Raw genomic sequence first — 17,532 nt, forward strand, 5'->3', positions numbered from 1 at the left:
GCGATTCTGGAGCGGCAGGAGTTCCATCTCGTGATCAGCGATCTGTCCAAGCTCAGAAACATAGGGATCAGCGCGCACATCGACTCGGGCAAGACCACGTTGACCGAGCGCGTGCTTTTCTACACCAAAAGAATCCACGCCATTCACGACGTAAAAGGCAAAGACGGCGTCGGCGCGAAGATGGACTCGATGGACCTCGAGCGCGAGCGCGGGATCACCATCCAGTCGGCCGCGACGCACTGCTCGTGGGGCCAGTATCACATCAACATCATCGACACCCCCGGACACGTCGACTTCACCATCGAAGTCGAACGCTCGTTGCGCGTCCTGGATGGAGCGATCCTGGTGCTTTGCGCCGTTGCCGGCGTGCAGTCGCAGTCGCTCACGGTCGACAGGCAGATGCGTCGCTACGGCGTTCCGCGCATCGCGTTCGTCAACAAGTGCGACCGAGCTGGTGCGAACCCGCTGCGCGCTCGTGATCAGCTCCGGGAAAAACTCAACCTGAACCCGGTGCTTTTGCAGCTCCCCATCGGCCTCGAAGACAAGTTCGAGGGCGTGGTCGACCTCATCAAGATGAAGTCGTTCCGGTTCGAAGGGGCAAACGGGGAAAAGATCATCGAAGGCGCGATCCCCGCGGACATGGAAGCCGAGGCGACCAAGTGCCACGAAGAGCTGCTCGATGCGCTCAGCATGTTCTCGGACGAACTGACCGAAGCGATGCTCGAGGAAAAGGTCACCGAGGAGCTCATCAACAAGGCGCTTCGCTCGGCGACGATCAACTTGCAGGTCGTTCCGGTGATGATGGGTTCGGCCTATAAGAACAAGGCCGTGCAGCTGCTCCTCAACGCAGTGGGCAAGTTCCTGCCGTGCCCGACGGACGTGCAAAACCAAGCCGTCGATCTCGACAAGGACGAAGCAAAAATCACGCTCGACAGCGGCGCGGACAAACCGCTCGTCATGCTCGCGTTCAAGCTCGAAGATGGCCGCTTCGGGCAGCTCACGTACCTGCGCGTCTACCAAGGGACGATCGCGAAGGGTCGCGAGATCACGAACACGCGCACGGGCAAGCGTCACAAGGTCGGGCGCCTCGTACGCATGCACGCCGACGAGATGGAGGACATCGACAGCGCGGCCGCAGGCGACATTTGCGCGATGTTCGGCGTCGACTGCAACTCGGGCGATACGTTCACCGACGGAACGCTCAGCGTGGCGATGACGAGCATGCACGTGCCCGAGCCGGTCATTGGTTTGACCGTGACGCCGAAGGACAACAAGGCGCAGGTCAACATGTCCAAGGCGCTGAAGCGTTTTACCAAGGAAGATCCGACGTTCCGCGTCACGAGCGATCCCGAGACGAACGAGACGATCATCAGCGGCATGGGCGAGCTGCACCTCGACGTGTACATCGAGCGTATGAAGCGCGAGTACTCGGCGGAGGTCGTGACGAGCCCGCCGCGTGTTGCGTACCGCGAGACCATCACGCGCCGCGTCGACTTCAGCTACACGCACAAGAAGCAGACCGGTGGTTCGGGTCAGTACGGCAAGGTCGCTGGGTACATGGAGCCGTGCGAAGCGCCGTACGAGTTCGTCGATCAGATCGTCGGCGGGTCGATTCCGCGCGAGTACATCCCGGCCTGCGACAAGGGCTTCACCTCGATGCTCGCCAAGGGCCTCGTCATTCATGCCCCCGTGACGGGCGTGCGCGTCATCGTCAACGACGGTGCAGCGCACTCGGTCGACTCGTCCGACATCGCCTTCCAAGAGGCAGCGCGTGGAGCGTGGCGTGAGGCGTATCCGAAGGCTCACCCGCAGATTCTCGAGCCGCTCATGAAGGTTGCGGTCGAAGGGCCGGCCGAGTTCCAGGGTGGAGTCGTTGGTGTCCTGATGCAGCGTCGCGGCATCATCATCGGCACGACGGAATCCGATGGGTTCTGCAGGGTGGAGGCAGAGGTGCCGCTGGCCGAAATGTTCGGCTTCTCGACGGTTCTTCGTTCTGCCACGCAGGGCAAAGCCGAGTTTACGATGGAGTTCTCCCGGTACGCACCGGTCCCCGGCGCGATCGCCGAGGAATTGATCAAGAAGCACAAAGAAGAGCTGGCGAAGAAAGCGAAGTAGGGAGGACCCGATGTACCGCAAAGAAGTCAACGAGCGGAGCCCGATGCGGGTCTTCGAAAAGTCGATCCATGGTGGTCTTGGTCGTGGCGGCGTGGGTGTGGTGTTGTCCCGAGCGGGCGTTGGTAAAACCGCGCTCCTCGTGCAAATCGCCCTCGACGACCTCCTTCGCGATCGGCGCGTGCTGCACATCTCCACCGAGCACGCGGTCGATCACGTGCGTGCGTACTACGACGAGCTCTTCCACGATCTGGCGCAATACACGAAGCTTGCCGAGCCCGAGACCGTGCGTCTCGACGTCGAGCGTCATCGCCTGATCTTCTCGCTGCTCGGTCACATGCCGACCACCGAGGGAGCTTCGTCGTCACTGAAGAAGCTCGTCGACACGGTCGCATTTGCGCGCGACGTCGCGCATTTCGCGCCGGATGTGATCGTCATCGATGGCTTCGACTTCGCGCACGCGACCGAGGCGATGATCGACACGCTCGCGAAGATTGCGCGTGATCATTCAGCCGAGCTCTGGCTTTCGACCACGACGAAGGCGAGCCAAGTAACGCCTGGATCTGCGCCGGCGCCCATCGATCGGTTCTTCGACAAACTCGGCGTCATCGTCTACTTGGAGCCCGAGCGTGACGTCGTTCGTTTGCGGCTGCTCAAGGATCACGAGAACAAGGACCTGGCCGAGATCACGTTGCGTCTCGACGCGCACACGATGCGCATCGTCGATCAGGACATCTTGCCGCCGTCCGAGCGTCGTCGTGATCCCAAGCGTTTCCGTTTGCATTCGGGTGGTGCAAAAGGCGCCGAAGCGGCATTCGGTGGGTGTGCCGAGCGCTGGGGTTTGGCCGAGCACAACTATTCGTTCGAGGGCCACACGCTCCGTGACCGTCAACGCGGCGTGATGCTGCTGAGCGAAGCGGAGCTGCGTCGAGGTGACTTCAGCCTCACGTACGTGTCCAAGCGCCTTGGCCGCGTGCTCAGCGAGATCCCGCTGGTTCGTAACGTTCTCCAGACGATCTGGTATCAGATCAACGCGGCGCGCGAGGTGTTCGTCGTTGGGCAAATCCAAGACGACGGCACGGTGCGAGGTGGAACGGGCTGGGGCGCCGAGCTTGCGAGGCTCTGGAAGAAGCCGCTTTACGTCTACGATCAGAACAAGCGCACGTGGTTCCGCTGGAGCGGGTCGGCATGGGAAATGGTCACCGCGCCGATCATCACGAGCGAGAACTTTGCCGGCATCGGCACGCAGAACCTGACTGAAGACGGCAAGCAAGCCATCACCGAGCTGTTCCAGCGTTCGTTCGGCGAGCCCTGAGGGCGCGCCTCACCCCGACCCCGACCCCCTCTCTCGTTTCGCGTCACTGCGTGACGTTTCGTGGAGAGGGGGCGATTTCCGCGCAAATTTGCTTTTCCTTCGCTACGGCGTAACGCGTCGGCGAGCGCTGCATGCGTTTATTTTTGGCTTGCATCGACGCGCCGTTGTGCAAGCGCACTGCCGCGACGCTGATCGGCGTTGATGCTTGGTGCACCAAATACTCGCAGGTGCCAACCCTTCCGAATGCCCTCGCACCGCTGCACAACCCCGTCGAGCGCGTCCCTGTCGCCTCTGCGCGGCGGCGCAACCCCGTCGAGCGCGTTCCTGTCGCCTCTGCGCGGCGGCGCAATGCCACGGGAACGCGCTCGCCATGTCTCCGCAGCGCAAAAGCGCCATGACGTTACTTCGCCGTCGTCCCCGTCCGACGATCCGCGCTTGCGCAAATGCGGAAAGAGACGCTCGACAGCGGCCTTGCCAAACTTTTTTTGCGTAGCGAGCCCATTTCACTCGTACGCGCGACGCAATGCAGCTTGCGCCAATTCATCGAATGCCGAGCAGCGCCAGTGCATCGGCCCAGAGGGGCCATATTGTGCGATCGGGGTGGGCGTGTAGGACGAGCGCTTTGTTATCGAGGTGCCGGACATAAGCCGGGGTATATTCCTCGATGAAGTGAATATGCTCTTCGGTGACGGGGATCATTTCCTTGTCGCTCTCCGGAGCTTTCACGAGTAATTTCATGTATTCCGCGAGCTTCCACTGAATGGCTTCCCATTCCGGGTGCAGCTTGTTTGCCGCGGTCTCGAGGGCTCCGACCAAGGTCTTTGGCGGCAAGTCGAGCGCTGCCAGGATTTGCTCTCGCGACAAACGCTGTTCGTCCACGATCCATACGCTGCTATTGGGCGGCGATGCTTCGACGCGTTCTCGTAATGCGTCAATGGTCCAGCCCACGGCCAGATCAAGAGGGTCCTTGTCGTGCAGGTGGATCCACGACAGGGCCAGATCGCGGCCAGGGTATCCATCGGCGTGATAACTTGCCGCGCCGGTCAGCGGCGCGCCCCATCGCGGGCCTTCCAGGCAGCAGCCCATCGTAATGGAGGGGTGCGATGTGCAGAAACGCGTGAGGATGTCCAAGCTATCGCGAAGCGCCATGAGCCACGCCATAGCCGCATCGAACCCGGGCTTCATCACGATACCCTTGAAACGCATGAGCTTATCGGGCAGGAGCTGACCTTCGACGAACGGTTCGTCACAGAAGGCGACGTTGAGGTTGGGATGCCCGGGAAGGATCGATAACTTCCGGTCGCGTGTTGTACTCGCATGGAGCTGAAGCACGCGGCCAGAGGACGCTCGAAAGTCGTTGATGTATGCACCTATGCTTGCGTACTTCTGGTATTCCGGACGAATCACCTCGATCGCTTCGCGCGGTGGTACGAAATAATCCGGTTGCGGGACGTAAACGTAGTCCGGGTCGTCGATATCACGAGGATTACGGGGCGAAACGTAGCAGATGCCCTCTTCTCCCGCCAAGGCGACCATGGTCGACGCCAGCGCCTCGAACCGTTGGTCCTCGGGACACCAGCCCATGAAGGCCGGCCATGGATTGGCAGAATGTTTGCTCTTGCGTTTCCTTTTCATAACTCCACCACCTGCACGATCAGATCCGCTCTTCCTTGGTTCTTCAGGGTCACGAACTTGTTTGTACTCGTATCAAGCAAGTTCGTGCCATCGCGCTTGTACGTACCGTTGAACTTCGACGCCGACCCCTTCGGCACGAAGATTTGCACGCGTTCCACGGTATGGGCAAACGTTTTCCCATCAGCGAGTTTTTTTCCGTTCAACGCCTTCGCCACGTTTTTGAGCTGCAAGACGGCGTGCTCCACATCGACTTTTCCGTCGATGATTCCCTTGACCTCACTCAATGCGAGCATGTCGTTTTTCGCAATGGTGATGAAATCGCATGCTACGTTGACGCCTGCCATGGAACCGCCTTCTGCGATTCCAACGACGTTTCGTACCGCATCGTCGCCGAAGGCAAGCATTTGATGCCCCTCTTGGTTGACCAGGCGACGGGCAGCCAGCTTCTCGAAGTCGCCGATTTTATCGATGTTCTTGGTCACCGCGCCAATCAGCTCCCCGCCAATCGGCGATTTGTAGACTTTTCCCTTCGCCCTCGCCATCATTTCGGCAATATCGTCCAGCGCAACAATCCCCGCCGCTACGGCTTTGCCTTCGCCCGAAATCGCCGCCGTCTTGACACCCTTCCAAATCTTGACGAGCTTTCCTACGCCAAACCCCACGCCGGACAGGATTCGCTCGCCATCGCTCAGCTTTCGCCCCGACGGCAAACACCATTCTTTGCCCGTCACGGCTTCGCATATATCCAATGCTGGCCCTGCGAACGGCACGAATCCAATCGCCACACGCGACGCACCGTGCACGATGGTCCGCATGGTCTCGCGGTATTGCTCGGCCAATTCGTCGCCAGCTTGCATGCCCGCCGAAAATGCACGCAGCGTATCGAAAAAGAGGTTCGCCTCGGGAGGATTCTGCGACGCTTCCCATTCATTGAGCCGGTCTTTCAATTCCTCGGCGAGCTCCCCATACAGGTTTTTCAGCGTGCCATCGATATCCGCGCGTACGTCCTGCGGAATGGGCGCGTCGTGAAACCAGCCCGACCCATTCATGAATTGTTGCAAGTAGCTCGTCACCTTGTTCTGCGCATTCAAAAACGCATTCACCTCCGCCTGCGATACGCTCATGCGCGCCTTTATCGCTTTTTCCAATGCCGCTTGGTTCGACCGCCACGCTCGCACTTCCGCCACGAAGCTTGCTCGGCCAATCACCACGCCGCCGGAGACGTAGTCTTTCAGCGATGCAATCACCGCGTCGGCATAATCCGCATAAGGATCCTTGCCCGCTTCCCACGCGCCCGGCACATCCGAAATGTCCGGCACGTCCACCCACGGGACGTCATTCGGTCCGAGCCCGTAATTCGATGGATCATCCGGGCTGAAACCACTTTGCCGCGCATCCCCCGTCAGAAATCCGATACCGCATTCGCTTGGTCGCCGAAGTTCGAGATGAGGCTCGCGAGTTCCTTCTGCAAATCGATAATGCTTTGCTTCAAGTCCGCCAGGACTTGCTTCAAGGCTTCTCGCGTGGCTTCGTCGAGGATGTACGAATGTCGCCACAAGATTTCGTCCAGGTCTTCGGCGGTGATTTCATCGAGCGGCCGCGTGAGCAAATCGCCAATCTCGGTTTCGAGCGACTGGAGTACATTGAGACGAACGGCGAGGTCGGCGATGGTATCGGCGTTGGCGATGAGCCATTTGCGCTCGTTGGCGATCTCCTCTTCCAGAATGGAAATGTCCATGGCCAGTTGCGGATTGATTTCCTCGAGCTGCATGTCGAGCTGCGTGCTGCCCGAGAATGCGGTGCCGTCGCGACGCACAACGAAAAGTGGTTTCTCGATGCCCAGAGGCGGCGGCTCGAGCTTGACGACATTGTTATGCTTGGCGCACGAATTATCTCCGCCCAGATTGGGCAACATTGAATCCGACCTCGTTCGCCCCCATTCGCAAGAGCACTGAATCGAAGCCACCCTGGACGAAATTACTTTCCAATCCGTTCGGATCGTCCGAAAGCTCCAGGTACCGAATACCTAGGCATAGGCGTCCCATTTACGTCGAAGAATGGTTCGCCTTCTGACCAATCGCTGCCGGGTCGCACGCGGATTTTCTTGCACCAACAACCACTGAATGCTGTACGGCGTCCCCGCAATGGCGTGCGACGGCAACACCAGCGCAAGCAAGATCCCTACGAATGTAATCAAGCGTTTCATGTTCCCTCCGTGCTGCGAAGCAATTCGTCATGCGCCAAGGCCGCGCCCTTGATGTCCCCCACGTCCAATTTTTTCTGCACCCGCGCGATCACCGCCGCGTCGACACCCTTGCTTTTCATGACCACGAGCCCCTGCGATATCTCGGCAGGCAGCGTTTTCTTCAGGTAGGTCGTAGCGTCCTTGAACTTCGGCCGCATCGAAACGCACCCAGCTTCTCGCCAGCTCGATGTGGCGGTATTGCACAATGGTGCCATTTGCAAAAGCGCCGCGAATTCATCATACCGTTTGGCAAGGTACGGCAGCCCAAGCTTGCCGCTCGTCGACATGGCCACGGCGATCGCATCGACACGCGCCTGCGCCGCGTTTTCGAACTTGGTCGACGCTTTCGCCAGCAATGCATTGGCGATCGTCGCGCGTGCCGGCGACGGCGCATCCGCGAGCAATTGCAGCGCTTGTCTGCGCATCCCCACGCCGAGCAATAGCCCCTTCGCCGTTGCATCGCTCCGCGCCACGCGCTGCTGCGCATACCCGAGCATCGCGTGAATCGATCGCAATGCGCCCGAGCTCATGTCCGGCACGACCGCACCATGCGAGCTCATGAAGTCGGTGTGCGGCGAAATCGCTTCGCGTGATGTTTTCTCGAATTGCAGAATCTGCGCGGAGAGCTTCATCCCGGTTACGAGAAATTCATTCGGCTTGGCGCTCGCCGTATGCGCCGCGTCCACGATGGACACTTCGATGGCATCCAGCTCCACGAGCGACGCATTCGACGCATCCTGTGCAAGCGTTGAATACGCCGTGGTTTCGCTCGACTCCGTCGCTCGATACGTAACAAAATCGTCCACGAGCGCTTTGTATTGCGAGGCAAACGGCCCCGCATCGACCTTTGCCGCGTCGATGACAGCCTGCACGTCGCCCATCGTTTGCTTGTCAGCCGCGATTTCGGCTTTCAATGGATCCTTTTCTTTGGCACCCTTGTCGAGCAGCGTCTTTTGAATGCGCGTTTTCGGATCGACCGATGTGTCGGCGATGATCTTTTCTTGCAATCGCCTCGCCCGCTCCAAATCTCGACCCAACTTGCCCGCCAAGCTTGCATGATACGATTCCGCATTACGTTGCGTGACTCGCAAGTAATCCAGGACCTCCTCTACCACGTTGATATATGCGTCCACCATCATGGGGCTCGAAACCCACTCGTCGAGCGGCGTGCCATCCGCACGCTCGACCCACATTTCAATGGGTTCCGCTCCATTTGCAGCGGCTCGCTCCCACGCGGCTCCGGGTCCCGAGCTTGCTGATACGCAATGCGTGCGCGATTCGATGGGCGATGCGCATACCTCCCACCTCACTTCCTCATCATTCGCGCCGAACAAGAAACACCCCGGCACGGCCATTCCCATGGCCACGACGAGGCCCAATGCTCCCCATGTATTCGTTCGCTTCATGTTTTACTCCTCGTGTGAATGGATGGCTGCCGACCCAGGTCCTATCGTAACGGAACCATTGCAAAGTCACTTCGGCGTCGACGGGGAGAACGCCGGGCAATACCTGGCCAATCCCTTCGATCGAAAGGTGCAAATTCCCTACCCCTGCTTCGAGAATATGCGGGTCGGACAACCCAACCGTGAACGCTTATGCGCGGCTCGAAATGCGCAGGCAAGAAAAACCATCCCCACGCACGGACCGACTATGTCCTACCTTGTGGATTGTCCGTCGAGGGTGAACGTCGATGGCATTTGGGCTAACAAATTGCGTCGGATGGCTGCGTGGGCCTTGCGCGATGAACGCGAGTATGTCTAGGGCGACGTGCATCATCAGTGACACGTAGCGTCACAACGACACACCCTCATCATGGTTAGGGCCCGACGCCCCTTCCGTGTTACAACCGCCCCGTGTCCTCCGAAGACCATTCCACTTCCCACATCGTTCAATCGCTCGCAGCCAATCTCGCCATTGCAGTCGGCAAAGGCGTCGTCGCCTTCATCACCGGCTCGGGCGCGCTGCTCGCTGAAACCCTGCATTCAGCAGCCGATTGCGGCAATCAATTGCTGCTTTTGCTCGGCGTCAATCGAGCTCGAAAACCGCCGGATCCTTCGCATCCGCTCGGATACGGCCGAGCTCTCTACTTTTGGTCCTTTCTCGTCGCACTCCTCTTGTTCACGGGCGGCGGCGTGTTTTCCATTTACGAAGGCATTCACAAACTCGGCCATCCGGAACCCGTCGAAAAAGTTCACCTGGGCCTCGGAATCCTGGGTTTTTCCTTGCTGATCGAAGGTGGCGCGACCATCTCGAACATCCGCGAAATGAACCGCCGCCGCGGGTCAAAACCCTTTTTCCAATACCTGCGCGACACGAAAGACAGCGATCTCATCGTCGTCTTCGGTGAAAATGCCGCCGCAACGCTGGGCCTCGTCCTCGCGTCCGCAGCGCTCACCGCCGCGTACTTCACACACGATCCCAAGTGGGATGCCATCGGCAGCATCGCCATCGGCGTCGTGCTCGTCGCCGTCGCCGTCTTCTTGGCAACCGAAGTCAAGTCACTCTTGCTCGGCGAAGCGGCCGATCCCGAGGTCGACAAGGCCGTACGCGACACCGCTTCGGCACATCCCAAGATCGAACGCGTGCTTCACGTCATCACCATGCAGCAAGGCCCAGGCGAAGTGCTGGTGGCCGTCAAGGTGAGTTTTTCAACCCAAACGACCTTCGAGGAAGTTTGTGTAGCAATCAATGAGTTCGAGACGAACTTGCGCAAGCTGCGCCCCGACGTCCGGTGGTGCTTCGTCGAGCCGGACATCCCGCGACAAGCCGTCGCGGCGTGAGCGTCAGGCGTACTTTTCGAGCAGCTTGGACAGGCGCGGCACGGCTTCTTCGACGTGCTTTTTCGCCGTGCCTCGAAGCGACGAGTAGGTCGATTGAACGAGCCCGCTCTTGGCCCGCTTCGCCTTCTCGTCGGTGACCGACAAAAGCGCATCGGCAACGCGGCTCCGGTTTTTCTGGAAGAAGTCGACGGGCTTGCCTTCCTTCACACCCTCGTCCCAGATCGGATCCACCTTCGTCGCGAACTCGGGCAAGAGCTGATCGAGCACGTGCGTGATGAACCCCGGCTTGATGCCCTTGACGGCCTTGTAACCCGCTTTGAGCGGGATCGACGACAGACCACCTTTCGCGGCGACCTCCTCGTCGATGAGCACGGCGCAGTCGGAGACGATTTTGGCCTTCTTGTCTTTGTCCGCGAGAGCATCGGAGAGTCCCATTTCTTCCTCCAGCGGCGGGCTTCCTAGCACACGAACGCGACAGCACGCGAAATTCTGGACACGAAAAAAAAGCGAGCACGCGGGCGCTTCGCCCTGCACGTGATCCCGTGGACGCAGCGCGCAATTTCGATCACCTGTGCGAGCGAAAAGGAGCCGAGCGGCATCTTCTGTCTCGTACTTCGACTTCCTTTCCTTCGAGGCACTCATGCGTTTTCTCGCGCTTGGATTTCGTCGCCCTTCGTCCGCGGTCAAACCTCAACATCGTCCGGTGCGGATCGACGCGCCTGCCATGCCGGTCATCAAAGCATCGACGATCGCTGATGAAGTCGCTGACGTCGCAATCGAGGATTTGTTGCGCGAGCTTGGCGAAGATCCTTTCGACGTGTGGGCTCGGTTATGCGCGCCTGTCCCTTCGTCCGATCGAGAACCATCGATGCGGCGCGTGGTGAAACGTCGCGCGGCTCTGCGCAGAAGGGTCGGAGCGCGGGGCTAATATTTGGCCCAAGGCGTTGGCATGAAAATCAGGACGAAGACGACGAGCGACACGACCGCAATGGCCCTTCGCCCTGGTGAAAGCTCGCCCGGTTCGGTCGGGGGATGCTCCTTGCCCGAAAGACGCGCCAAGAAATAAACCAAGACAAACCACACGAGCCACGTCATCGAATTGCCGAAAGCATCCGCAAGGCTTTCATTTGCACGAATGGCGGGTGGGAAAAACTTGAGGACATTCAGCGCGAACATACCCAGCATCGAAAGGTGCACGAAACGTGCATATCGATTCTGCTTTTCGCCAAATAACGCGTAAGCGATGTGTCCTCCATCGAGCTGTCCGATGGGGACGAGATTGAGCATCGTGACGAAAAGACCCACCCATCCGGCAAATGCCGGGCCATTGAGAAATACGTCGTGGCCCTCGGGAATGGGTCCGAGCGCGACGTATTTCAGCAGCATGTACAGCAGCGATTGCCCCTCTTGAATACCGTCCTCGGGAATGGGCTGAACCGGGGACGTTCGCAAACCGTAAATGATGACCGGAATGGCGACGATGAGCCCCGCCAAGGGGCCTGCTGCACCAATGTCGAGCAATGCATTGCGACTTTTGATGCGTCCGCTCATGCCGATGACGGCACCCATCGTTCCGAATGGACTGAGCAAGGGCAGGGGAATGAAAAACGGCAGTGACGCGGGCACTCGATGCAGCCGCGCCGCGAAGTAGTGCCCGAATTCGTGCGTGAGCAGAATCGCCATGAGCGGCACGGTGTAGGTCCATGCCCCAAGGCCCGCTCGAAGCTGCTCGGACAAACTCGCGTCCGCAGGCACGATGCCGCTCGTGAGGGCGAACGTGACGAGCGTCGACAGGATGGTCAGGACAAACAGCAGCAAATTCGTTCGCCAGCGCAGCGGTGAAGTGCCGGCACCGTCGCGCAGTTCCGACGCCTGCGCCTCGGTTTCCTCGACAGGCGGTGCTGCTTCCGAAGATGCTCGTTCAGACTCCGTCGACATCGCGCGCAGCTTGGCCAAGTAAAGACCCAAGCTCAAGGTCGGATCGTCCAACGACGCAAAGGTCGGCGTTTACGGTTCGACTTCTGCGAGCGCCGCTTGGTAGTCGGCTGGCGTGTTGACATTGGACAAAGCCAAAAGTCGAGGATCCACCGCCGCGAGCTGTTCTTCGCCGACGACGAGCGTGCGTACTCGACCGAGCAGATCCATCACGCGTAGCTGATTTTCCGACAACATGCGTTCGGCTTCGCGAAGGACGTTCACCGCATAGATCGCCGCAAGCGGATGATGTCGGCCGAACGCGTGTGGGACGACGATGTCGTAGGAAGCTGTGCGCAGTGCGTAGAGCAGTCGTACGAGCGCCGGATCGACGAACGGTGCATCGGTGGACGAGACAAACGCGACGTCGACAGCATGCTCGAGCGCCGCAAGACCCATCGCGATGCCTTGCATGGGACCACGACCTTCGACGGCATCTTCCGTCACGAGCGTTTCTGGAGGCAGAGCCGGCAAGTCTTGTCCTGGTGCGCGAACGACGACGATGGGCGATGCGACTTCGGACAATCGACGCACCACGCGCTGCAGAAGCAGCTCGTTGCCGAATGGAAGCCACGCCTTCGACTGGCCCATGCGAAGGCTTTGGCCGCCGCACAGAACGATGGCGCCGAGACCCGCGGGACGCTCTTGCGAAGCTCGATGCGTCAGCACGTCACGATGGCAGATCGTGCGTCCATCAGCGCGCGAGTCGTCCGATGTCCTGCATGCGTTTTTGCAGTTCGTTCGGAGGAAGAAACACCGCCAGCGCAGCTTGAAGTGAAGGCAACGCTCGTTCGACGTCGTCGCGTTTCATTTTGTTCGGATCGACGCCAATGCGCGCAAATGCGCGTTGGATCGTGCCTTTGGCGAACACTGGCGATAGGCCGCTTCGCTGAACTATCTGATCGAAAAGAGAGTCCACGCGATCGTCATCCGCAGGTGATCCGTTGAGCGAGCCATCGGTCGAGCTTGCTGTATTGTTTGGAGCCGAAAGGGGAGCTCCGCCAACGTGGTCGAGCGCGTCGTGTGATGGACACGGCGGCTTTCCACGGCTGAGCGTCGTTGCGAGCTCCAACGAATACGCTCATCGACACGGCTGCTGCGGAACGCACCAGTCATGTTCCAAATCCTACCATGACGGTTCGGTTGGCAACACGCATTCTCGCAGCGTGCTGTGCTTTTCGTACTTCACCGCGGCCGATAGCGCTTGTTTTCCGGGAGTTGTGAGGCGTCATCGGTATTTTCAGCGTCATCGGGAGCGGATCCTCGAGGGGTTGTCCTCGCGAGTGCGTTGGGTTCGTCGCGGCCGACTCCATCGACGCAGCGGGGCGAGGAAGGCTAGCAAGCCCAGGGTGACGACGGAAGCTTTGGGACCACGCTTGTGCGGTTTTGCTTGGGGACGACGGGCAACCGTGCACTCGCTGGAGTCACTGCTGTCATCGCTGTAGTCGTAGTCGTCGCTGTCATCGTCCGTGTCGTCGTCCGTATCACCACTGCAGTCGATGCCCTCGTCGGAACTGCTCGAGTCGTCGTAGTAGCTATCGGACGTGTCGCCGTCGCAGTCGTCCGAAGACGTATCGTCGTATGTCGTGTCGTCATACGTGGTGTCGTCGTAGGTGGTGTCGGTGGTATCGCCGGCGCAGTCGTCCGAAGACGTATCGTCGTAGTACGTGTCGTCGTACGCGGTGTCGGTGGTGTCGCCGGCGCAGTCGTCCGAAGACGTGTCGTCGTAGTACGTGGTGTCGTCGTAGGTGGTGTCGTCGACGATGACGGGATCGGCTGCACCGGCGCATGCGCACGCCATGTCGGGCTCGTAGGAAGGCTCGTAGTAGGAACCCGACGTCGAGTTGCCGCTGCCGCCGCCGGAGCTGCTGCCCGACCATGGGCTGCCGCTGGTCGACCCGCCGCTCGTGGATCCACCGCTCGAGCTACCTGACGAGCTGCTCGCGCCGCATCCGCTGAAGTCGATGCTGGTTGCGGTGAGGATCGGATCGACGTCGGGGGCTGCGGGCGTAAAGGCGATGGGCCAGGTTTGTCCTGCCGTGTCCTTGGTGATCATCATCGTGACGCGTGTGAGCCACGTGCTTGCTGGTTTCAGGCCAGAGAGCGCGATGGCCAGGTCGTCGGCTTTCGCGCCGCAGCGAAGTTTGTCGGGGTCGACCTGCGATCCGTTCGGTGCTTCGACGCAGCCAGGACCGCCGCCCACGACTCCGAGGTCCGCGCGAGGACAGCTCGAGGCGACGTCGAGCGGGCTTTCGAGGCTGACCGCAGCATTCGAGATGCAGGGATCCGTTGCGATGCTTTCGTCGATATCGAGGTGATTTTTGGCGCGTTGGAAATAGCCCCGGACGACGCCCGTGATGGCCTGCGTGCCGCCAGCGATGGCGACGTCTTTCACGAGCGCATCGTGGCTCGATGCTTCGGTGACGACGGCTGCGGGGCCCACTCCAAGCAGCTCCGATGCACGTAGGTCGACGTAGTTCGAGTCTTGGGAGCTTGCATTCCAAAGCAGGTTTTCCAGGTGAAGCTTGACGGGCGAAGCTCCGGTGAGCGATGCGCGTCCGGCCCCGACGAACCAAGCGGTGACGCGAAGATCCGAAGCTCCGGCACGCGTGAGCGCGAGGGGCAACACGGGAGTTTGGCTTGGCAACACCACACGAAGCGTGGACGTGACGAACGGTGCAGGAGGCGCGACGAATCGTTCGACGAAAAAGCGCATTCCGGGCATGTTTTCGAGGGCGCTGGCGACATCGGGCGAGATGCCGAAGCCGTTTGTCGCGGCCCAAGCGAACACGGCGGGAGCGTCGGCGAGGACCGTGGATTCGATGGGTTTGACGCTCGGAATTTCTGCGAGATCCGAGGTGACGTGAAACGGGATCCACAAGTCGGGTGATTCGCCCGGACAAGCGTGACTCGAACCGGTGGGAGGGAAGATGCGCGGGGCGGTTGCTGCATCGAGCGCTTCGAGCCACGCGTCGGAGCTGTGATCGAGCGCCGCGCCTGCAGGCACTGGGATGAGGAGTCCAACGGGGCCCGATGCGGCATCGAGTCGCAAGCTCGTCCAAATGGTCGTGCGGGTTTGACCTACTGCGACAGCGACGCGTTGTTCGGTGGGTGTCGTCTTGCCGGTGGGCAACCACGCGGTTGCGGCATTGGCATGATGAACGAGACCGAGCGTCGTGAGGGCGAGGGCGCCCGCAGAGGCAAGCAAGCGGTGTCGAAGCATGCTCGCGGCGTGGCAAGTGACGTGCCTTGACGAAGGGCAGCTGAAATGTCGTCGAAAGTGGGCGCAGGCGTGGCCGGGTGAGAACGGCCGTTCATGCGTTGCCTGGTCCCGCGTTTCTCCAAGGTTGTCAAAAGTGTTCCGAAACGTCATGGCCCTTGCTCGTTACGTAACCTCAGGTAACCTGAAATCGTGGATCAACCCATCGTGAGCGCTCCCGCTGGCTCGCCGCAACAATCGCACGTGGATGCGGGTTCCAAAACCGAAGCCGATCGTCCCTGCGAACCGGCGCTTTTGACAACTGGTGAAATGGCACGGTTGTCGAACAGCACGCTGCGGACGGTGCGGTTTTACGAAGAAGAAGGCATCTTACGCCCGGCACGACGTACCGAGGGCGGGCATCGGCTCTTCGAGCGAACGGAGCTCGATCGGTTGATGCTCGTGACGGACTTGCGGATGGCCGGTTTGTCCCTCGATGACATCAAAGCGATTCTCGAGGTGAAGAAGGCTGCCGCATCGGGTGCCATCGCCGCTGAAAGCGCGCTTCGAGTGCTCGGTGCGCGCATCGAGGAGCTGAAGGAAAAGCTGACGGTGCTCAACCGTTTGCGCGACGACCTCGAAGAGACGACCCGCATCGTGGCTGGGTGCATGGCTTGTCAAAACGAACTGTCGTTTCCAGATGGTTGTGCGAAGTGCAGCGTCATGACCACGCATCCCGCGCTGCCGCGGAGCGTTCGTGTGCTCTGGTCCGTCGGACAGTGCATGCACGAGCACGCTGACAAAGCAGCCGAGGCGAGTGTGGAACAGGCTGAACCCGAACGGGTGTGATCGACCGTTCGCTCATCGGTCGGTCGTTTGTCTCGACGTAACGTCGAGAATTTGCCGGGCGAATGCGGCGCTCGTATGACTCACCGTGTGATTGACAGAACCGCTGCTGCGCGAGCGATCGAAGACTTTTTGCGCGCTCTCGGGCACGAACCGACCGGCGAGCTCGAAGGCACGGGTGAACGCGTTGCGGATGCGTGGGCAGATGACTTGCTCGAAGGCCAATCCATCGACGCAGCCGCGGTGCTTCGCGAAGGATCGCTGGCGGTCGATCCTGCCGGTACGAACCTCGTCATCGTGCGTGACTTGGCGGTGACCACGGTTTGTCCTCACCACTTGCTGCCCGCGTTCGGCAGCGCCGCGATCGCGTATCTACCGGGGGCTCGCGTGGCTGGCATAGGTACGCTCGCGCGCGTCGTCGACGTCGTCGCACGGCGGCTCATTTTGCAGGAGCAGATCGGCACGACGGTGGTCGATCTCGTGTGCTCCGAGCTTGGTGCCGAAGCGGCGCTCTGTCGCCTCGCGCTCACGCACACCTGCTTGGTTTCTCGGGGCGAACGCAAGACGAGCGCGATTGTCGAGACGATCGCGTTTGGTGGTGCGTTTGCCAAAGACGCCGAAGGCCGAACGCTCGCGCTCACGGCGCTTGGTCGTTGACGCATTCTCGTTGCGGTGCTCGGTGTGTCGCTCTCTGCGGCACGTGCTACGTTCGGGGCATGAGTGCACCTGCCGGGAGGGAGCCGTCCGACATCGCGGTTGCACTGGGCGCGTTGCCGCTGTTTCCGCTGCCCAACGCGGTCCTGTTCCCGGGCGCATTTCTGCCGCTACACGTCTTCGAACCGCGGTATCGAGCGATGGTGCGTGATGTCCTTCAAGGGCATCGAGCGCTGGCCGTCGTCATGATCAAGGACAAGGGTCGCGTCGACGAACAAGGACATCCCGAGATCGCCGACATCGCCGGCGTGGGCGTCATCGTCGATCATGTCGAGCTTCCCGGTGGTCGCTACGACATCCTGCTTCGAGGGCGCGGCCGGGTGCGTCTTTGCGAACTGCCATTCGAGCCGCCGTATCGCCGAGCCCAAGCGCAGATCATCACGTCCCCGCCCGAGGACGTGCCGGCGCCCGAGGTGATGGCGCTCATGGCCAGCGCGTCTGCATTTGCTGCACTGCTCGACAAGAGCCACGGTGGGTTCGAGCTCCGATTTCCACCGGGTGCGTCACCTGGCGTCCTTGCGGACTTGTGTGCACACCAGCTCGTGCTGGATGCGCGTGAGCGTCAAGTGATTTTGGAAACGATGGACACTGGGGAGCGCGTGCGCCGTGTTGCTGAAGCGCTCGCTCTTCAGCGTTTGGCTTTTGGATCGGGCGACCGCGAATTGAACTAGAGCAGAGCGTGCGCCTTGGTCACCTTGGGCTAACCTGGCGC

The 17,532-nt window shown here is 60.5% G+C and carries 17 protein-coding genes; 7 read left to right on the forward strand and 10 right to left on the reverse strand.

The window, feature by feature from the left end:
• The first annotated feature begins 30 nt into the window (after positions 1-30).
• Entirely contained in the window at positions 31-2,115 is a 2,085-nt protein-coding gene (locus tag IPM54_23995) for an elongation factor G (protein ID MBK9262852.1), read from the forward strand.
• A gap of 10 nt (positions 2,116-2,125) precedes the next feature.
• Complete coding sequence (locus tag IPM54_24000; GenBank protein MBK9262853.1) at positions 2,126-3,427, forward strand: AAA family ATPase; 1,302 nt, start codon at positions 2,126-2,128, stop codon at positions 3,425-3,427.
• Between the two features lie 540 nt (positions 3,428-3,967).
• Here IPM54_24000 and IPM54_24005 read toward each other — a convergent pair.
• The 5 genes from IPM54_24005 to IPM54_24025 form a co-directional block, all read right to left on the reverse strand.
• A complete protein-coding gene (locus IPM54_24005) occupies positions 3,968-5,062 on the reverse strand; it encodes a hypothetical protein (GenBank protein ID MBK9262854.1) in 1,095 nt (364 codons plus the stop codon).
• Positions 5,059-6,381 carry a hypothetical protein gene (locus tag IPM54_24010; protein MBK9262855.1) on the reverse strand — a complete coding sequence of 441 codons (1,323 nt, stop codon included), beginning with the start codon at positions 6,379-6,381 and terminating at the stop codon, positions 5,059-5,061. The genes IPM54_24005 and IPM54_24010 overlap by 4 nt, the downstream gene beginning before the upstream one ends.
• 83 nt (positions 6,382-6,464) lie before the next feature.
• Positions 6,465-6,977 (reverse strand): hypothetical protein, encoded by a 513-nt coding sequence (locus IPM54_24015; GenBank protein MBK9262856.1) that lies wholly within the window; start codon positions 6,975-6,977, stop codon positions 6,465-6,467.
• 111 nt (positions 6,978-7,088) lie between these two features.
• Positions 7,089-7,268, reverse strand: coding sequence for a hypothetical protein (locus tag IPM54_24020; GenBank protein MBK9262857.1), 180 nt, complete (start codon positions 7,266-7,268; stop codon positions 7,089-7,091).
• Complete coding sequence (locus IPM54_24025; GenBank protein ID MBK9262858.1) at positions 7,265-8,713, reverse strand: hypothetical protein; 1,449 nt, start codon at positions 8,711-8,713, stop codon at positions 7,265-7,267. The genes IPM54_24020 and IPM54_24025 overlap by 4 nt, the downstream gene beginning before the upstream one ends.
• Before the next feature lie 447 nt (positions 8,714-9,160).
• Between IPM54_24025 and IPM54_24030 the strand changes: the two genes are divergently transcribed.
• Complete coding sequence (locus IPM54_24030; protein MBK9262859.1) at positions 9,161-10,087, forward strand: cation diffusion facilitator family transporter; 927 nt, start codon at positions 9,161-9,163, stop codon at positions 10,085-10,087.
• Positions 10,088-10,090: 3 nt separating this feature from the next.
• Here IPM54_24030 and IPM54_24035 read toward each other — a convergent pair whose 3' ends face one another.
• A complete protein-coding gene (locus IPM54_24035; protein MBK9262860.1) occupies positions 10,091-10,522 on the reverse strand; it encodes a hypothetical protein in 432 nt (143 codons plus the stop codon).
• Between the two features lie 205 nt (positions 10,523-10,727).
• Here IPM54_24035 and IPM54_24040 point away from each other — a divergent pair, with 205 nt between their 5' ends.
• The gene (locus tag IPM54_24040) at positions 10,728-11,015 is read left to right on the forward strand and encodes a hypothetical protein (protein MBK9262861.1); all 288 of its coding nucleotides are present in this window, start codon (positions 10,728-10,730) and stop codon (positions 11,013-11,015) included.
• On the opposite strand, the gene IPM54_24045 is transcribed toward IPM54_24040, so the two are convergent.
• The 4 genes from IPM54_24045 to IPM54_24060 all read right to left on the reverse strand — a co-directional run bounded on the left by IPM54_24045 (position 11,012) and on the right by IPM54_24060 (position 15,284).
• Positions 11,012-12,061 carry a site-2 protease family protein gene (locus tag IPM54_24045; GenBank protein MBK9262862.1) on the reverse strand — a complete coding sequence of 350 codons (1,050 nt, stop codon included), beginning with the start codon at positions 12,059-12,061 and terminating at the stop codon, positions 11,012-11,014. The genes IPM54_24040 and IPM54_24045 overlap by 4 nt on opposite strands.
• Positions 12,062-12,094: 33 nt before the next feature.
• Positions 12,095-12,652 (reverse strand): molybdenum cofactor guanylyltransferase, encoded by a 558-nt coding sequence (locus IPM54_24050; protein ID MBK9262863.1) that lies wholly within the window; start codon positions 12,650-12,652, stop codon positions 12,095-12,097.
• 103 nt (positions 12,653-12,755) lie between these two features.
• Positions 12,756-13,133, reverse strand: a complete 378-nt coding sequence (locus IPM54_24055) for a hypothetical protein (protein ID MBK9262864.1) — start codon at positions 13,131-13,133, stop codon at positions 12,756-12,758.
• 174 nt (positions 13,134-13,307) lie between these two features.
• Positions 13,308-15,284 carry a DUF2330 domain-containing protein gene (locus IPM54_24060; GenBank protein MBK9262865.1) on the reverse strand — a complete coding sequence of 659 codons (1,977 nt, stop codon included), beginning with the start codon at positions 15,282-15,284 and terminating at the stop codon, positions 13,308-13,310.
• A gap of 189 nt (positions 15,285-15,473) precedes the next feature.
• On the opposite strand from IPM54_24060, the gene IPM54_24065 reads away from it, so the two are divergent.
• The 3 genes from IPM54_24065 (at position 15,474) to IPM54_24075 (ending at position 17,491) form a co-directional block, all read left to right on the forward strand.
• The gene (locus IPM54_24065; protein MBK9262866.1) at positions 15,474-16,109 is read left to right on the forward strand and encodes a MerR family transcriptional regulator; all 636 of its coding nucleotides are present in this window, start codon (positions 15,474-15,476) and stop codon (positions 16,107-16,109) included.
• A gap of 87 nt (positions 16,110-16,196) precedes the next feature.
• Positions 16,197-16,763 (forward strand): GTP cyclohydrolase I, encoded by a 567-nt coding sequence (locus tag IPM54_24070; GenBank protein ID MBK9262867.1) that lies wholly within the window; start codon positions 16,197-16,199, stop codon positions 16,761-16,763.
• Positions 16,764-16,822: 59 nt separating this feature from the next.
• Entirely contained in the window at positions 16,823-17,491 is a 669-nt protein-coding gene (locus IPM54_24075) for an LON peptidase substrate-binding domain-containing protein (GenBank protein MBK9262868.1), read from the forward strand.
• The last annotated feature ends 41 nt before the right edge of the window (positions 17,492-17,532 follow it).

The sequence above is a fragment of the Polyangiaceae bacterium genome, assembly GCA_016715885.1.
GTDB lineage: Bacteria > Myxococcota_A > Polyangia > Polyangiales > Polyangiaceae > Polyangium.

Coding starts and splice junctions, on each gene's coding strand:
- IPM54_24000 (MBK9262853.1), top strand. CDS start 2,126: ATGTACCGCAAAGAAGTCAACGAGCGGAGCCCGATGCGGGTCTTCGAA.
- IPM54_24005 (MBK9262854.1), bottom strand. CDS start 5,062: ATGAAAAGGAAACGCAAGAGCAAACATTCTGCCAATCCATGGCCGGCC.
- IPM54_24015 (MBK9262856.1), bottom strand. CDS start 6,977: ATGTTGCCCAATCTGGGCGGAGATAATTCGTGCGCCAAGCATAACAAT.
- IPM54_24020 (MBK9262857.1), bottom strand. CDS start 7,268: ATGAAACGCTTGATTACATTCGTAGGGATCTTGCTTGCGCTGGTGTTG.
- IPM54_24025 (MBK9262858.1), bottom strand. CDS start 8,713: ATGAAGCGAACGAATACATGGGGAGCATTGGGCCTCGTCGTGGCCATG.
- IPM54_24035 (MBK9262860.1), bottom strand. CDS start 10,522: ATGGGACTCTCCGATGCTCTCGCGGACAAAGACAAGAAGGCCAAAATC.
- IPM54_24040 (MBK9262861.1), top strand. CDS start 10,728: ATGCGTTTTCTCGCGCTTGGATTTCGTCGCCCTTCGTCCGCGGTCAAA.
- IPM54_24050 (MBK9262863.1), bottom strand. CDS start 12,652: ATGGGCCAGTCGAAGGCGTGGCTTCCATTCGGCAACGAGCTGCTTCTG.
- IPM54_24060 (MBK9262865.1), bottom strand. CDS start 15,284: ATGCTTCGACACCGCTTGCTTGCCTCTGCGGGCGCCCTCGCCCTCACG.
- IPM54_24075 (MBK9262868.1), top strand. CDS start 16,823: ATGAGTGCACCTGCCGGGAGGGAGCCGTCCGACATCGCGGTTGCACTG.